The organism is Methanoregula sp., assembly GCF_050010295.1.
Classification (GTDB): Archaea; Halobacteriota; Methanomicrobia; order Methanomicrobiales; family Methanospirillaceae; genus Methanoregula.
This window is the reverse complement of the sequence record NZ_JBEKLH010000004.1, coordinates 17,747-34,539: the sequence shown is the minus strand read 5'-3', so window position 1 is coordinate 34,539 and position 16,793 is coordinate 17,747. Positions and strand designations below refer to the sequence as shown.

The window sequence follows — 16,793 nt, the reverse complement described above, 5'->3', positions numbered from 1 at the left end:
GGATCACCATGCTTCAAAAACCATTCACCATTGCCATTTCCGGGAAAGGCGGGACCGGAAAGACGACCATCAGTTCGCTCCTCGTCCGCTCCTTCATCGAACTGGGGGAGGCACCGGTCCTTGCCGTGGATGCAGACCCGAATGCCAACCTCCACGAGGCCCTCGGCGTTACCGTCCGCGAGACGCTCGGGAGCATGCGGGAGGAGGCGTTCACCCGCACCATTCCCCCGGGCATGAACCGGCACGACTATGTGAAATACCGTTTCCGGCAGGCCCTTGTCGAAGCCGAAGGGTTCGACCTGGCTGCCATGGGAAGGCCTGAAGGGAGCGGGTGCTACTGTTTTGCCAATGACCTGCTCTCGGAATGCATGCTGAATCTTGAACGGGACTATCACTTCATTGTCATTGATACCGAAGCAGGCATGGAGCACATCAGCCGGGGAACTATCGGGAAACCGGATATGCTCCTCATCGTGAGCGACCCCGGGGCCCGCGGGCTCCGCACCATCTCCCGCATCCGTGAGATCGCAACCCAGCTGGGCCTTGAAAAGGAAAAGATCCACGTAGTCTTCAACCAGTACAAGTCCGGGACGGCCCCGGTCGACATCGGGGACGAGTCGCCAATAGCGATTGTCCCGGACGATCCTGCGGTCGAGAGCGCCGATCTTGCCGCGTACCCGGTCTCGCTGATCCCGGCCGGCAGCCCCGCCCGGATCGCGGTGCGGGCACTTGCCGAGAAGATACGGGCGATGGCACGGGAAAAGGGCTCCGGGTAAGGTCGGGATAATTGCAGAATCTCTTAAGGAGCCGGCGTATTCTGTCTATGAATCGTCATTTTTCAAAAGAGATCATGGAAGTTTGATTTTCGTTAAATAATTATTTGGGAGAGTTCCCCGCCTCAGGGCCTCTCCGAGGACTGAGTGGTTCGTCAGAACCGCGAAGTGTGAGAAGTTCGCAGGAACTTCGAGCACGGCGGGGCAGGGAGGTTATTCCAAGTTTTGGCTCTGTTGAAATCCTGAGAAATACATGCAGTCGCTCTTGGGGGCTCCAGCACTTCATGCTTCCGCCCCCGCCGCTCGGGCACCCCCCAATCGTGATAGTGCCGTATTACCTATTCTAGTGCCATCGTAGTGCGCCCCGTCCCCCTCGGGGGACTGGTGGCGCAAGAGGGGGCAATCATGATACCCGAAAATGGATTTCTACAGAATACAAGTTTTCAGTCACTGATCCGCCATGGGGTCACTCAGACGCTGTCGAAGTTTCACTTCTCCAACCCGTTCTCGCTGATGCGATGACTGATTCCTCTCGGGGCCTCGTTGGGGCAAATTACCAGAAATTGATCCGCCGCGGGGGCGAATCGAAAATTCTTTACAGAATTTTCTTCAGCCAGCCCTGACCATCTGGTCACGGCTGGCTCCCCGTTGGGGACAGCCGAAGGCTGTGGAGAAGATTTTCGCCAGAAAATCTTCGACTGCGGCGGCGTTCATCATGATGGGGATGTGAGGGTATCGACCCCATAGCCCCACGAGCGTCAAAATTATTTTGTGTATCCGGATATAAAATTCAAAAAGAAGACTTCTAATCAAACCACAGAATCAAACTATCAAACTAAAAAAATATTCAATAGAATCCTTACAAAAAGACGGCCGCTGCAATTGTGGTTGTCCAGAGGCCGTTTTTGTCCCCTTCAGCCGACTGGCAGATATGCTTGGTCTTGATGATCTTGCCGCTCGCCTTGTAGATCTGTTCCCGCTCCTGCCATGCAAGGCTGACATCGAACTCAATCCCGAGGGTCGTTGCCAGCATGGTGGCGGCCAGGTCCTCGGCATATTCCCCGGTCTTCTGCTGGGTCTCGCCGAATGCATGGTGTTCCGACAGGTAACCATATTCTTCCGAGTCGCTGGGAAGGGCGAGCCCGATGGCAGACGAGACGAGACGGTTCGGCTCATTGGTCTCGTTCCTTGCCATGACACAGAACGTCATGGCCCCCGGGGCCAGTTTTTTCAGTCCCATCGAGCGGGTGATCTGTCTGCATTTCGGCGGGAAGATACTCGAGACATAGACGAGGTTGCACTTCTCTATGCCCGCTTTCCGCAGTGCCAGTTCAAATGACGCCAGACGATCTTTATGGACACCCACACCCTTGGTGAAAAAGATCTTTGTCGGAACATACATATTTTGTAGTTTATCTGTCCCGCTTTTTAAGTTTTTTATTAAACGGAATATTTTTTAAAAATATTCGATTACCTTTGGCAGAAAATACCGGATCGCGCTGAAATTCAGGTTTCGGATCAGGAAGAACAAATCCGGATTACGGGACAGGTTCCGAGAGGCTCGTGACGATGGAACGGAGTTCTTCCATGCTGTCGATAACAAAGTCGGCCCCGGCATACTCCCGGGTGGCAGAGAACCGGTCACCGTACCGGGCATAGACGGTCCTGATCCCCAGGTGCCGGCAGGGTTCGAGGTCCCTCCTCGGGCTGTCCCCGACAAACAACGAATCTGCGGTACCGGCCCTCATCATCTCGAGCGCAGAGAGGAACGGTTGTGGTGCAGGTTTCTTGACCTGTACCATATCATACGTGACCATCCCCGCAAAGAACCAGATGAGACCAGTTTTTTCCAGGCGAAGCACAGCGTCCCGGGAGTGTGCATCGGTAACGATGCCCATGGAAAGTCCCAGTTCACGGATATGCTGCAGGACATCTGCAACCCCGGGATACGGGGTGATATTCCGGAGTTTTTCCCTCTCGTAACAATGACAGGCTTTCGTGAAACAGCCATCGGTCGCCAGCCCGTGTTCTGCCATGAACTGACGGATATTTTCATGGGACTCGAACCCGTGGGCGGGGGAGAGGAAATACGAGAAGAGTTCGTCCCCGTCATCGTATCCCAGCTGCTCCACAACTGCCTGACACGCGGAGATCTGCGCACCAACGAGGTCAAAGAGCGTGTTGTCCATGTCGAACAAAACAGTAGTGACAGGTCTTTGAAGAATCTCTCCATCCTTTGGATCCCAATTCACAGAGTACTATCATCCCCGGCTCACTAAAATGGGATCGTTTGCGGTACATGGAGAGAAGGGAAATCGGGCTTCTTTTTATCTGCCCGGAGGATATTCACCCGCCAGCCAATGAGAACCGTCAACAGAAGCGCATGGGGATGGGGGTTATTTATACGCGAAATGAGCCGTGCGGCACGATGATCTCAAACCGTGCTCCTTTGCCCGGTTCACCGGTCTCGTGGATCGTGATGCCGGTGATGGAAAGAATTTCCCGGGAGAGGAAGAGCCCGAGACCGGTGTTCTTCCCGAACTCTCGGTCGAAGATCTTCTCCTTTAGATCAACAGGGATGCCATCGCCATCGTCCTCGCACACGATTTGATAGTCATGGCCCGATTCCTGCGCGGAGAACCGTATCGTTGTGATCTTCCCGCCATGCCGGGCTGCATTTTCCATCAGGTTGTAAAAGACCCTCACGATCATCGGGTCGGCAAACACTTCAGCTTTAGCGGGAATATCGTTTTTCAGCAGAACATCTTCAAGCGGGGTCTGCCTTGCCGCGGTTTCGACAAGGGCGGGGCAGTCCTGCCAGAGCGGCGCGTTGACACCGATTGACTCATATTCCTTGGTGAACCGGATCATGGCAGAGATCCGCTGTGCAGCGGTTTCAGCCTGCCGTAAATTTTTAGTATATGCGGGGTCGGGCTGCTCATTTTCCAGCAGGGCAAGGTAGCTCTGCAACACCGTCATCTGGTTGTTGATATCGTGCCGCGTGATGGAGGAGAGGAGGTTGAGTTTTCTGTTTGCCTGGCGGAGTGCCTCTTCCGCCAGTTTTTTCCCGGTGATATCGCGGATAGCACCGATCAAAATATCGCGCCCCTGCAACAACATTCCGTTTACGGTAATCTCGACCGGGAAGGCACTGCCATCCTTTCTCTTGTGATACCTGTCCTGGATATGGATCGTGCCGGCCATTATTGCGGCACGTGTTGCATCCGGATCAGCTGAAGTGGCGGTGACAGGCTGGCCTATCAGTTCGTCCTTCCGGTACCCATGCATGAGAAGGAATGCATCATTGCAGTCAATAAGTATCCCGGTCTCCCGGTCAACGATCGCAATTCCATCGGATTCAGCAGCAAATATACCCCGGTACTTTTCTTCGCTCGCTCTTAGTGCCTTCTCTGCCTGCTTGCGCTCGGTAATGTCAATGTTTACCCCGATGATCTCTCTGATCTCATCACCGAGGCGAACGGGGGCGATGATCTCCTCGTAGGTTCGCACTCTGCCTTTGAACGGCACCGATATCTCGTCCCGAACGATATTCCCTTCAAACGCCTTCCGGTTGTTCTCCTGCCAGCGTTCGAGCAGATCTGCCGGTAGAGGAATCTGGTGAGGATTTTTGCCGATACTGTCACCCCAATGACCGACCGAGACCGGGTTCTGCAGAACATACCGGCCAGAAGAATCCATAGCCCAGACATCGAACGGGAGGTTGTCGATCAGTGCGTTGATCTGGGAATTTCGTTCCCGCAGCGCCTCCTCCACACGCTTGCGTTCGGTGATATCCTGATGATGCCATATGCGACCTCGCTTTTGTCCATCCGCATCAATGATTGGGATAAAATCTACCATGACAATACGCCCGTTCCGTAGGGCAATTTCATAACCATTGACGGGCTTCCACCGGGTGATGAGTTCCCTGATGCGGGCGAGCGCCTCAGCGGGAAAGACATAGGCATCCAGAATTTTTTCAATCATTTCATGAGACGTCATCCCGGACAAACGTTCAGGTGAATCGGGCAGGTTGTAAAGATCGCATAATGCCTGATTAACCTGTTCGACTTTGCCGTCCTCAGAAACCATTATCACACCCGAGTTCAGTCTTGAGACAAGGGTACTGAGCTGTTGCAAGGTTGTTCGCGTGAGCTCCTCCGCCTTCTTGCGGTCTGTAATGTCGATGGCAACCCCGAGCACGGCCTGCCGGTTACTGCCAAGCATGGTGAAGGGGACCTTGGTGGTCTGGAGGGTCCGTCGTTTTCCGAACGCGTCAATATAGGACTCCTCCGGAATAAACTTGGTTCTTCCCGTAGTCATGACTTCGCGGTCGTCTTCGAACATGTGCCGGAGTTCGGCAGGATCCCCGTGGAACTGAGCCTGGGATTTTCCGACGATCTCGTCGACGGTCGTATTGTATCCCTCGGCGACCGCCCGGTTTGCAAGGAGATAATTCCCGTTCCAGTCCTTGGCAAATATCATATGAGGCACAAGGTCGATGATCTGCTTGAGCTGGGCCTCCTCCATCTTCAGTGCCTGCTCCGTACGCCGGCGGATTACAGCGTAATGAACTTTGTTCAAAAGTTCGGCGAACTGCGCTTTGGGATCGCCGCCCTTCTGGAGATAAAAGTCTGCCCCTTCGTTCAAGGCCTGGATGACAACCTCCTCGCGCCCTTTGCCGGTGAAGAGAACAAACGGGAGGGTATTCCCCGAAGTTCTTACGTTCTTTAAAAATTCGATACCATCCATCTCCGGCATCTGGTAATCGGAGATGATTGCATCGTAGGTCTTCGAACTCAGCAGAGTAAGTGCTGCCGGAGCAGAGGTGATGATATCAACACTGAACTGGCCGCTCCGCTCAAGGAAGAGTTTGCCGATCTCAAGCAGGGATGGTTCATCATCGACATAGAGAATGCGATACATAGGGACAACGTTCTGTTTGCTCGGTATAGTTCGAAGGTATATTATATCTGTCTTTTTATTCTGGGGGGCAGGCCCCATCACACCCTTGAAAACATCTGCCGAAATGCATGGCCGGGCTCATTGCTGATGGTGCATACAGAGACCCCCTGCCGGAATTGCTCTTTCCGGCGGGATTGCATATGAGTATAAATGGCAACAGGTAACCGGTCCATACTACCGGAGTATTTTCATTCGGCACAGTGGGGGAATTGGTAGTACCGAAGCGGTCATGGGGCCTGTCATCGCGATTCTGACCGGGGCAGTTTTGATATCTGCCGGTATCGTCTCCTCCTCAGAGGTGCCACAATGGGCAGGGATTATTCTGAGTGTCGCCGGTGTGCAACCGTACTTATCGGTATCATCATGCTGTTCGCCCTTGCACAGCAGGGGAAAAAATAACCGGACAGGCATCCACATCCGTTGCAGCCGGAACAGGTGAACTCCGCCCGGACGACCTTTCCTGGCAGCGATGGAAAGAACGTTCGATACCCGGCAACAAACCCGGGGCCATGACAGTGTACCGCTGATGTACGAAAACAGCCGGCCGGGATTGTCATCTCCGGTACAAAATCAAACATTTTACCTCCCGGCTGGACATACAGAATACCTGAGGGCTGTCTTCCATGGACGATATCTTTCTCATAGAGATCCGCCTCGCCCGGACGAAATGGCGGGTTTCTGAGATGACCTTCGGGATTGCAGATTCGTTCCATGTGAAGCAGCATATGGAGCGGCACCCGCACATCACCCTTTTCGGCCCCCTTGTACTGAAAAACGGATATGGCTCCCGGACGCTGCTCGCAACGGTCGGACGCGTGGCGCGGCAATCTCTCCCTGTCCCGTACCTGATCGACGGCTTTGAACAAAGGGAGGGCATGCACGGGAGTGTCATAGCATTCCCGGTACTGCCCTCGGATTCTCTCAGGTACCTTACCTCCCGGATCGCGGAAGAGTTGTCCGTTATCTCGGTCAGCCAGAACGCGTGGGACGAGCACCCGGAGAAGAAATGGTTCCATGTCACGGTAGCCAACCGGCTCACGCAGAAAAAAGCCTCGGAAATTTTTACCGCCCTCACGTCACCGGTTCCCGCCGCGGGGCCCCGGAATATTCCACCCCGTGGAATCGGCCCAAAGATCCTGACTGCCTTCAGCCGCATCATACCTTTCAGGAAACAACCGGTGGCTTTCCTTCCACCGCTCATCGACGATGCCGGCCTCAGGATCACCGTCATGAAGGGTCAGCAGATCCTGGCTGAATACGACCTTGTCCGGAGACGCTGGATCATGAACGCGGAGCTCAAAGACATACGGTCGTGGCAGGAGACGATATCATGGTACCGGCGTCAGGCCGGTTTTGAAGTGGTACGCCCGGCGGGACCTTCCGGGGAAGAGATCTTTGTGATCGCAGACCTCCACTTCGGCCATGCCAACATCATCCGGTACTGTTCCCGCCCGTTCCTTTTTTCCGATGCACAAATCATGGACGAAGTCCTCACCCGGAACTGGAACTGCACGGTGGGGCCCGGGAACCAGGTATATGTCATCGGAGACCTCCGGTATGGCAGCCAGGCCCCGCCCGCCCGCCAGTACCTGAAGAACCTCCAGGGCTCCGTCACGTTCATCAGGGGGAACCATGACAGCCGGGACCTCGGGGCCGTCCCGAGTGCGGTTCTTGAGTACGACGGGTTCAGGTTCCTGCTCGTCCACGACCCGGCAGATGCATCCGCCGGTTTTGATGGCTGGGTTATCCACGGCCACCACCACAACAACGATCTCCGCTCGTTCCCCTTTGTGAACATTGCCGGGCGGCGGATCAATGTAAGTGCAGAAGTGACCGGGTACGTCCCGGTGGCCCTGGGGGAACTCTGCGCAATCATCCGGAGCAGGCTGGCGACCGGAAATAACGAACCGATCCTCCTCCGCTATCCTTACGTCCGGTAGCTGCCGGGAGGTTGTACGGGCAAAACCGTAACTATCATAACCTTTTTACCTGTCGGACGTGAACTTCCACGAAGGGAGAAAGATGGGATGCTGTTCGAACGGGTTATTTCTGAAGGGCTCGCCCATAATTCCTATCTGGTCGCATCCGCTGGAAGAGCTGCAGTGATCGACCCGCGACGCGACGTGGACATCTATGCTGAAACTGCCGCCCGCCATGAACTGGCCATCACCCACATCTTCGAGACGCACCGGAACGAGGATTACGTGAGCGGTTCGCTCGAACTCCAGGACCGGTGCGGGGCAGAGATCTATCACGGTCACCAGACTGCTTTCGCATTTGGAAACCCCGTGCATGAGAATGACACATTTACGCTCGGTTCGCTCGAGCTCGAAGTCCTGGAGACCCCCGGGCATACCGAGGAGAGTATCTCGCTGGTCCTGCGGGACCGGGAAGTCTCCGACCGCCCCTTTATGGTCTTCTGCGGGGACACCCTCTTTGCCGGCGAGATTGGGCGGACGGACTTCTACGGGCCGGAGAGAAAAGCCGAGATGGCTGCAAAGATCCATGACAGCATCCGGAACAAGATCCTCCCGCTCGGCGATGGCGTGATCGTCTGCCCGGCCCATGGTTCCGGGTCCGTCTGCGGCGGCGAGATAGCGGACCACCCGTTCACAACGGCAGGCTACGAGCGAGTCACCAATCCCCGGCTGGCTCTTGATCGCGAGACCTTCATCAGGAACCGGGAAGCCGAATCCCCTTACCTCCCACCCTATTTCCGGCAGATGGAGATGCAGAACCTCAACGGAGCACCGCTCCTCCACCGTGTCCCGGACCTGCGCCCGCTCTCCATCACCGAAGTGAACCGTTTCCGGAAATCCGGCTGCCAGATCCTCGATATCCGTTCGCCCACCAGTTTCGGGGCAGGCCATATACCGGGCAGCATCTCGGTCTGGCGGGACGGGATCCCCGCGTTCATGGGCTGGTTCTTCGATTATGACCGCCCGGTCGTCATCGTGGACGATTTCAACCTCGCGCTGGAGAAGGTCATCCCCCATCTTGTCCGGCTCGGGTATGACACTATCGCCGGGTATCCGGCCGGCGGTTTCCCGGCATGGTCCAAAGCGGGGCAGGAGATCGCGACCGTCCCGACCTGCTCGGTCGGACAGCTCAGGGACCGTCTTGAGACAACAACCCCGTTCCTCCTGGACGTGCGGGACATCAGGAACCGGAATGCCGTCGGCCATATCCGCGGGGCCCGCCATATTTATATCGGCGAACTTCCCGGGCGCCTCGATGAAGTTCCCCGGGACGAACCCGTCTTTGTTTACTGCGATGCCGGTTTCAAAGGGAGTCTGGCTGCCAGTATCCTCTCCCTCCACCATTACCATAACGTTACCAACGTGCTCGGGGGCATGAGCGGGTGGAAGCAGGCCGGTTTCAGGATCGAACACTGACGTTTTTTTATGGGCACCAGCGCCAATTGAAAAGATTTATCGTTTCCTGTTGGGAATCCGGTTGGTGATTGTTTATGGATATCATCAAGATCCCACGGATGGACAAAGCTGAATACGACCGGTTGATCGAGAAGGGCTACATCTGCCGGATCGCGTTCCAGGGCGAAAAATACCCCTACATTGCCCCGTTCCTCTATGTGTTCGATGGATCATTCCTCTACTTCCTCTCGACAAAATACGGCAAGAAAATCGAATATTTCCGGAAGAGCCCCTACGTCTCGGTCGAGATCGAGAAGTATACGCGCGACCTCTCGTCGTACACGTTCGTCACATTCCAGGGCTATCTCGAAGAAGTTCATGATTCTATCGAGAAGAAGATCATCAGGGAAAAATTCGTCGACCTGGTCGTTGACCGGAACCTCTCCTGCAATATCCTTGCCGCGCTCGGCCATTCACCGGACGACCCGCCCGTGGCGATTGCCGAAGAGGAGCGTTCCCTTGTCTGGAAACTTGTCGGGGTAAAAGACCTTGTGGCCCTGAAAAATCTCTGAAAAGATCATCCCTTCTGTTCTTTTCTCCCTGCCAGGAGTTTCCGGAGCATCTCCTCAGGGTCGGTAACCGGTATCGAACATTGCTGTCCTGAACAGATGTACGCAGTTGCCTTACCATCAACCATGACAAGACCGCGCGTAAACGGTGCAGCATCTGAAACTGCCGTCCCGCTCTCCCCGGACGGGAGGCAGAGGACAGTCACCGACGGCAGGTAGTTCGAATGCAGTACGGTAATCATGTTCTGCATATCACCGGAACCGGGCCTCCCGACAAGAACGATCTCCTGCGACGGCCCTGTTGCGAGATCAAGTCCGCAGAGGAAGAATGCGTGTGCAGATGGCGACCGGGACACGCCATTGATGAAACTGCCGGAGAGGTCAGAAGCCATTTTCTCGTAACCAGCGTCTCCGGTGAGCCGTGAAAGTCTGAGGAGGTTTGAGAACGCGATGGAATTGCAGGACGGGTATGCCCCGTCATGGATCTCCTTCCCGCGTACAATCAGCGGCTCCGGGCTCTCCGAAGCCGTAAAGAATCCCCCCTTCTCCCGGTCCCAGAAACGTGTGACCAGCGTCCGGTTCAGCTCAATGGCGGAGGAAAGGTACCGGGTATCGAATGTTGTTTCGTACAGCTCGATGAGCGCAAAGATGACCGATGCATAATCACCGGCAAATCCCGGTATCCCGGCATCACCGGAGAAATAGCGGTGGAAGAGACCGCCCTGTGAGTCGTGCATGCGCGACAGGACGAACTCCATCGCATCACGCGCCGTATCCAGGTACCGGGGTTCGTCAAAAGCCCTTGATGCCTGGGCAAGAGCAGCGATAACGAGCCCGTTCCAGTCGGCAAGGATCTTCCCGTCCCGGGACGGACGGGGGCGGTTCAGCCGGTCGGAGAAGAGCCGTTGCCGGATCGACTTCAGCCTTGCCTCCAGCTCCGGTTCCCTGAGCCCGAGGGAGGCTGCCACCGGATCCAGCGGCACCACCCGGGAGAGGATATTCATCCCTTTCCCGTGTTCCGGGCTCTGGAAATTCCCTTCCCCAGTGGCGCCATAGATGAGGGACGCTATCGGGCCATCCTCCGGTCCCAGCGCCTGCTCCATCTCCGCGACCGTCCAGAGGTAAAACCTTCCCTCGCCACCGGGACTGTCCGCGTCCTCCCCGGAATAAAACGCACCGTCCGGCGATGACAGGTCGCGCAGGATATAGGCGATGATCGCTTCTGCTGTCTGGCGGTACGACTCCCGGCGCGTGGCCTGGTATGCCTCCGTGTATGCCATGAGAAGGAGCGCCTGGTCGTAGAGCATCTTCTCAAAATGGGGCACGTTCCACTTTGCATCCGTCGAGTACCGGTGGAACCCCCCGCCGAGCTGGTCGCAGATCCCGCCGCCCTGCATCGCGTCGAGAGTCTTCTCAACCATGGAACGCGCATCCGGGTTACCGGTCCGGACCCAGTACCTGAGAAGGAAGATGAGCGTGTGTGGGGATGGGAATTTCGGGGCATCCCCAAAGCCACCGTTCTCTAGGTCGAACTGGATCTCGAGTTCCCCGAATCCCTCTTCGGGAAGTGAGGCGATCGGGACGCTGCTTTCCGCGTCCGTACCCTGAGGCTGGAGTGCCGACGTGATCGTTTCCGCCGACCGTATAAGATCTTCCCGCTGGTTCTGCCACACCGACGTGATACGGGGCAGGAGGTCGACGAGGCCACTCAGGGAGAAACGGCGTTCCTTCGGGATGTAGGTCGCGGCAAAGAACGGTTTTTTGTCCGGTGTCATGACAATGGTGAGCGGCCACCCGCCCTGCCCGGTCATCATCTGGCAGACGGCCATGTACACGCTGTCGATATCCGGGCGTTCCTCCCGGTCCACCTTGATGCAGATAAACGATTCATTCAGGAGAGAGGCAACGAACGGGTCTTCGAACGACTCGTGCGCCATGACGTGGCACCAGTGGCAGGTCGAGTACCCGATGGAGAGGAAGACCGGTTTCTGTTCTGCAGCTGCCCGGGCAAATGCCTCGTCCCCCCAGGGATACCAGTCGACCGGGTTCCCGGCATGCTGGAGGAGGTACGGGCTCTTCGCGTTCGCCAGGTGGTTGTGCTGCCCGGAGCGGGAGCCCTTACCGGTATCTTCCCGTGCAGGATCCGGTTGCATACCTGCTCATGGGCAGCGCGGGATAAAGAGCTTATCAGAAGGTGCATTCTGATGAGTTTTTTCCCGGAGACCTCTTCCAGCGACACCTCCCCTTATGTGCCGGGGCAGTCAACCGGAGATATATCCAACCCATGATCCCAACCGGCTATCTGACGGTCGTCCTGACCGGCATCCTCGTCATCATCGTATCGAAAGCGCTGGATCTTCTCTGGGCCCGCATCATCACGGTACGGGGGATGTACCTGCTCGTGCGGGCGCCGGGGATCGTCATCCACGAATGTTCCCATATTCTCGGCTGCCTTCTCACGGGGGCAAAAGTGAAGAAGGTTGTGCTGCTTTCAAAAGAGGGCGGTTCAGTCACCTACTCGCCATCTCCTGTCCCGTATCTCGGGGACGTCGTCATCAACACTGCCCCGCTCTTTGGTATTCCCCTCGTCCTGTACGGCTGTACCTGGATCTTCTCTTCGTATCTCGGGTGCAGTATCCCGGCACTCCCGCCCGTCATCGGTTCTGCGGGTGCAGTGAGCCTCATGGCGTCACTGACAGCCGGCATGTTCGCAGCAAACCTGCTGTATCATTTCAATCCATGGTTTCTTGTGTACCTCTACCTGACCGTGAGCCTCGTTCTCTCGCTTGCCCCGAGCAGGCAGGACATGAAGAACGCTGCTTTCGGAATTGCAATCATCGTTGCCGGAGGCGCGCTCGTCTTCTGGAGCAACTTCAGTCCGGCGGTCAGCCTCCTTGAGATGATAACGGACGTCATCGGGATCAGCTTCGGGCTTGCGCTCGGGTTTGGCGTTATCGCCCTGGTGATTTCATTACCGTTACTGATTATCTACGCCTTCCGGCAATGATGAGGGGAACACTCCTACCTCCCACTGGAATGAGACGGAAGGTACTCTGATAGCATGGGGGCTGTGGTAGGGAAGATCCACTCATAACTGATGATATTCCCTTCCTTCCCATTTCTGGTAACCCTGCAAACACGGCTCCACCACAAGATGCTTCCTCCGAAGAACCGTATGAGTTCTTCCCGAAGTTCATCCTTACCTGCGGTCAGGATTCACTATCCCGGAGCACTGGCCGGCTTTGTGTAAAAGCGGGCGAGCTTCCCGCTTCCGGAGTACCCCCGTGGGTGAGGGGGGCAGACCTCCCGGAAAATTGAGTGGGGGGTCACTACAAAAAGCGCAAGGCAGGGCATGGATTCATCGCAAAACGGGCGGGGCGTGGTGATGGTACCTGCCGAGAGTCACCTCCTGACGTGTGACCCACGAGTTGCCCGTTGTTTTCCGTAGAGGAGGTTTTGGGCACCCGGATCGGTCAATCCTATGGTTTGTGAACGATTCGACAACCGGAGTAAAGTCCATACGATCTGTGATGAACTCTGGAGAAAACGTGATGAAAAAGGGGACCGGTTAAACGCGGCACCACCCAGGATGCGACATTTATTACATCAGACCTTCCATGAACCGCCTGACAAATCCCGGGGGATGAGGCCATGATTCTTCGAAGTTGTGACGGAACTGGGGCAACAAGGATCCAAATCAGAGTTCGGATACAAACTCCATTCGTTGATTGATACCGATTATCAGTTCATCCGACAGTTCGATACAACTACAGCTGCGGTGATCAAACGGGTGTTTCATTCAGGTCATTTCATGGTCACGATACTTGTCCGGGTCCACAAGGAGATCAAACGCCGTACTAAGAAAGTCGGAGCATGCACGGACTCCTCGTTGTTGAGGCTGGCTGTGTCCATCCTCATCGATATCAATGAGGAATGGATCACGGATAACCGGTATTTATCTGTGAAGAGTGAATGATCTCTCTGGATACAGGTGCTGCTGATTTTACAGCATTATAGAGACACTACCGTGAACAATACCCACCACATGACGATAATACGTACGTGTGTTTTATGTCTTGCGATTATTTTCGCACTGATACAGCCGATCTGCGCAGAAGATCTGAACCAGTCTCCACCATATTTCGTTGTCCAGACTATCTCTCCCTATCAGATCCCGGCATTCAACTCATCGGCATCAGTTGCCAGCCAGCCGATCGGCATGAATACAACCCAACCGGCTCCGGCAACGAACGTTTCTCCCCCACGATCCGACACAGTTTCGACAAATGGCACAACCCCAACGCCATATATTCCTTCAGGCCAGGTAACCCCGGCGGCGAAAAATTCCTGGCGTACGATAAACGCGACGGGGACGAACGCGACGTTTGGAATTGTTTCAGCACAAACCACGGTTTCCGGTGTGGTTTCTTCCATTAATACGACCGGTTCCATTTCCGGGTCCTCGGCTGTCACCTTCACCACGGACCCCGTTACCCGGCGCAAATATGTGACCGGCCATGTTATCGTCCGGTTCAAATCCCCGAATGATGGAGGTCTCTCCGTTTCCAGTGATGCCGTTCGCCAGGCCCACGCAAGGCTCGGGGCAAAAGTACTGAACGATTTTACCACCGGCGGTCTCACCGGGCTGCAGCTCGTCCAGCTGGTAAACGGGACCGATGTGCAGACCGCGATCAGGGAATACCAGGCGGACCCCGATGTCCTGTATGCGGAGCCGGATTATGCGATCTCGATAACGCCGGACGAAACCGGCCCGGTTGTCCGGAGTACTGGTACTCTTCAAATCGCGTCAATACCCGATGATCCCTTATTTTCCAACCAGTGGAGCCTCGACAATACCGGGCAGGCGGTATCAGGTATCACCGGGACACTGGGTGCGGATATCAATGCAACGCCGGCATGGGATATCTCAACCGGATCGAACAGTGTCATCGTTGCGGTGGTTGACACCGGGGTGGATTATAACCACCCCGATCTCGCGGCAAATATCTGGACAAACCCTGTGGACGGTACCCATGGGTGGAATTTTGTCGCCAACACTCCCAATCCGCTTGACGACAACGGTCATGGCACCCATGTATCAGGAACGATAGGTGCGGTTGGGGACAACAACCTTGGCGTGGCGGGCGTAAACTGGCATGTGCAGATCATGGCCCTCAAGTTTTTAGATGCTTCGGGGAGAGGATCAACGTCCAATGCAATTTCCGCTATCCTCTATGCGAATGCCCATGGTGCGTCCGTGATCAGCAACTCCTGGGGCGGTTCTGGTTATGATCAGTCCCTGAAGGACGCAATCGATGCATCCCCTGCCGTGGTTGTCTGTGCGGCAGGAAACAATGCCAGCGATAATGATATCATTCCTGTATATCCTGCGTCCTACACGTCCGCTGATATCATCAGTGTTGCAGCAACCGATCAAAATGATCAGCGCGCATCATTTTCCGACTATGGCCCGGGTTCCGTACATCTTGCTGCTCCGGGTGTGAACATCCAGAGTACCTATTCCGATGGCAATTATATGTACATGTCTGGGACTTCCCAGGCAACACCCCATGTTTCCGGCGTCGCTGCGCTGGTCAAATCCATCAACCCGAACCTGACGAATGTCCAGATCAAGGACATTATCCTCAACAATGTCCACGTGCTGCCTTCCCTTTCTGGTAAAGTCAGCACCGGCGGGAGGCTGGACGCGTACAAGGCGGTTTTCGCGGCAGAGGCATCCCTCCTACCGGTAGCGAACTTCACGGGGAATCCGAAAACAGGGCCCGTTCCCCTGACCGTGACGTTCACGGATCTGTCAACCAACGGGCCGACTGCGTGGAACTGGACATTTGGTGACGGGAACGCGGTGAATGCGACCGTGCAGGACCCTGTTCACACCTATCTCACGCCGGGCAACTACGCCGTGAGTCTCACCGCGACCAATAAAGCGGGTTCAAGTACGACGATGAAAACCAATTATATTTCTGTCACCGTCGGACCCCCGACCGTCACCGCCATCTCACCGACATCCGGCACGACCTCCGGTGGCACCCCGGTAACCATCACCGGGACAGGATTTACCGGAGCGACCGGAGTAAAGTTTGGTAGCACAGCGGCAACCGCGTTCACGGTTGGCAACGCTACTTCAATCACAGCGACCAGCCCGGCCGGTACAGCCGGAACCGTTGACGTCACTGTCACCACATCCTCTGGCATATCAGCGACTTCATCCGCTGACCAATACACCTATGTAGTAGTCCCGACCGCCAGCGCAAAGGTCGGAGTATTCCGGTCTTCGACCGGTACGTTCTACCTTGCGTCCAGCAACACGAATGGCGGGGGAACAGTCAACGCCTTCACCTTTGGCCTACCCACTGACACCCCGATAAGAGGAAACTGGAGCGGTCACGGTGCTACCGTAGGAGTATTCCGGCCATCGAACGGTGTGTTCTACCTTGCGTCCAGCAACACGAATGGTGGTGGAACAGTCAACGCCTTCAACTATGGCCTACCCACTGACACCCCGATAGCAGGAAACTGGAACGGTCAGGGTACCACCGTAGGAGTATTCCGGTCTTCGACCGGTACGTTCTACCTTGCGTCCAGCAACACGAATGGCGGGGGAACAGTCAACGCCTTCACCTTTGGCCTACCCACTGACACCCCGATAGCAGGAAACTGGAACGGTCAGGGTACCACTGTAGGAGTATTCCGGTCTTCGACCGGTACGTTCTACCTTGCGTCCAGCAACACGAATGGTGGTGGAACAGTCAACGCCTTCACCTTTGGCCTACCCGGTGACGTCCCGATAGTGGGAGACTGGAGTGGTAGTGGCAGTGACACCGTAGGAGTATTCCGGCCATCGACCGGTGTGTTCTACCTTGCGTCCAGCAACACGAATGGCGGGGGAACAGTCAACGCCTTCAACTATGGCCTACCCACTGACACCCCGATAGCAGGAAACTGGATCTGAACGCAAAAAAATAGAATCAGTGAGGGGGGTTTCATCCCCTGTCATTTTTTGTAACTATTCAGCCGGTTCTTGCTCCGTTTGTCGACGTCTTCAAGAGAAATCCATTCACTCCTCCGAGCGCAGAACGGACTGGCTGAAT

11 protein-coding genes and 1 pseudogene are annotated in these 16,793 nt (G+C 55.8%); 7 read left to right on the top strand and 5 right to left on the bottom strand.

The features are described from left to right. Nucleotides 1–8: 8 nt before the first annotated feature. On the top strand, nt 9–776 hold the full coding sequence (locus ABSB80_RS06210) for an ATP-binding protein (protein ID WP_428369244.1): 768 nt from the start codon (nt 9–11) through the stop codon (nt 774–776). 856 nt (nt 777–1,632) lie between these two features. Here ABSB80_RS06210 and ABSB80_RS06205 read toward each other — a convergent pair. The 3 genes from ABSB80_RS06205 to ABSB80_RS06195 form a co-directional block, all read right to left on the bottom strand. Then, nucleotides 1,633–2,175, bottom strand: coding sequence for a pyruvoyl-dependent arginine decarboxylase (locus ABSB80_RS06205; RefSeq protein WP_428369242.1), 543 nt, complete (start codon nt 2,173–2,175; stop codon nt 1,633–1,635). A 136-nt stretch (nt 2,176–2,311) separates the two neighbouring features. Continuing rightward, nucleotides 2,312–3,025: an HAD family hydrolase gene (locus ABSB80_RS06200; RefSeq protein ID WP_428369240.1), complete on the bottom strand. Its 714-nt coding sequence runs from the start codon at nt 3,023–3,025 to the stop codon at nt 2,312–2,314. 148 nt (nt 3,026–3,173) lie between these two features. Beyond that, a complete protein-coding gene (locus ABSB80_RS06195) occupies nt 3,174–5,699 on the bottom strand; it encodes a hybrid sensor histidine kinase/response regulator (RefSeq protein ID WP_428369238.1) in 2,526 nt (841 codons plus the stop codon). Between the two features lie 662 nt (nt 5,700–6,361). Between ABSB80_RS06195 and ABSB80_RS06190 the strand changes: the two genes are divergently transcribed. The 3 genes from ABSB80_RS06190 (at nt 6,362) to ABSB80_RS06180 (ending at nt 9,684) form a co-directional block, all read left to right on the top strand. After that, nucleotides 6,362–7,678, top strand: coding sequence for a 2'-5' RNA ligase family protein (locus ABSB80_RS06190; RefSeq protein WP_428369236.1), 1,317 nt, complete (start codon nt 6,362–6,364; stop codon nt 7,676–7,678). 87 nt (nt 7,679–7,765) lie between these two features. Further along, the gene (locus ABSB80_RS06185; RefSeq protein WP_428369234.1) at nt 7,766–9,133 is read left to right on the top strand and encodes an MBL fold metallo-hydrolase; all 1,368 of its coding nucleotides are present in this window, start codon (nt 7,766–7,768) and stop codon (nt 9,131–9,133) included. Between the two features lie 74 nt (nt 9,134–9,207). After that, a complete protein-coding gene (locus ABSB80_RS06180; protein WP_428369232.1) occupies nt 9,208–9,684 on the top strand; it encodes a pyridoxamine 5'-phosphate oxidase family protein in 477 nt (158 codons plus the stop codon). A gap of 5 nt (nt 9,685–9,689) precedes the next feature. Here ABSB80_RS06180 and ABSB80_RS06175 read toward each other — a convergent pair whose 3' ends face one another. Then, complete coding sequence (locus ABSB80_RS06175) at nt 9,690–11,834, bottom strand: thioredoxin domain-containing protein (protein WP_428369230.1); 2,145 nt, start codon at nt 11,832–11,834, stop codon at nt 9,690–9,692. A gap of 131 nt (nt 11,835–11,965) precedes the next feature. Here ABSB80_RS06175 and ABSB80_RS06170 point away from each other — a divergent pair, with 131 nt between their 5' ends. Both ABSB80_RS06170 and ABSB80_RS06165 read left to right on the top strand, forming a co-directional pair. After that, complete coding sequence (locus tag ABSB80_RS06170) at nt 11,966–12,688, top strand: hypothetical protein (RefSeq protein WP_428369228.1); 723 nt, start codon at nt 11,966–11,968, stop codon at nt 12,686–12,688. Between the two features lie 822 nt (nt 12,689–13,510). After that, nucleotides 13,511–13,657, top strand: a pseudogene (locus ABSB80_RS06165) (IS256 family transposase); the annotation flags it as partial. A 191-nt stretch (nt 13,658–13,848) separates the two neighbouring features. On the opposite strand, the gene ABSB80_RS06160 reads toward ABSB80_RS06165, so the two are convergent. After that, complete coding sequence (locus ABSB80_RS06160; RefSeq protein ID WP_428369226.1) at nt 13,849–14,115, bottom strand: hypothetical protein; 267 nt, start codon at nt 14,113–14,115, stop codon at nt 13,849–13,851. Between ABSB80_RS06160 and ABSB80_RS06155 the strand changes: the two genes are divergently transcribed. Next, a complete protein-coding gene (locus ABSB80_RS06155; RefSeq protein WP_428369224.1) occupies nt 14,102–16,654 on the top strand; it encodes a S8 family serine peptidase in 2,553 nt (850 codons plus the stop codon). The two genes, ABSB80_RS06160 and ABSB80_RS06155, sit on opposite strands and share 14 nt — an antisense overlap. Nucleotides 16,655–16,793 lie beyond the last annotated feature (139 nt).

Bases quoted from the DNA above. Each gene is read 5' to 3' on its own strand.
- ABSB80_RS06210 (WP_428369244.1), top strand. From the start codon at position 9: ATGCTTCAAAAACCATTCACCATTGCCATTTCCGGGAAAGGCGGGACC.
- ABSB80_RS06205 (WP_428369242.1), bottom strand. From the start codon at position 2,175: ATGTATGTTCCGACAAAGATCTTTTTCACCAAGGGTGTGGGTGTCCAT.
- ABSB80_RS06195 (WP_428369238.1), bottom strand. From the start codon at position 5,699: ATGTATCGCATTCTCTATGTCGATGATGAACCATCCCTGCTTGAGATC.
- ABSB80_RS06190 (WP_428369236.1), top strand. From the start codon at position 6,362: ATGGACGATATCTTTCTCATAGAGATCCGCCTCGCCCGGACGAAATGG.
- ABSB80_RS06185 (WP_428369234.1), top strand. From the start codon at position 7,766: ATGCTGTTCGAACGGGTTATTTCTGAAGGGCTCGCCCATAATTCCTAT.
- ABSB80_RS06180 (WP_428369232.1), top strand. From the start codon at position 9,208: ATGGATATCATCAAGATCCCACGGATGGACAAAGCTGAATACGACCGG.
- ABSB80_RS06175 (WP_428369230.1), bottom strand. From the start codon at position 11,834: ATGCAACCGGATCCTGCACGGGAAGATACCGGTAAGGGCTCCCGCTCC.
- ABSB80_RS06170 (WP_428369228.1), top strand. From the start codon at position 11,966: ATGATCCCAACCGGCTATCTGACGGTCGTCCTGACCGGCATCCTCGTC.
- ABSB80_RS06160 (WP_428369226.1), bottom strand. From the start codon at position 14,115: ATGGAAGAAACCACACCGGAAACCGTGGTTTGTGCTGAAACAATTCCA.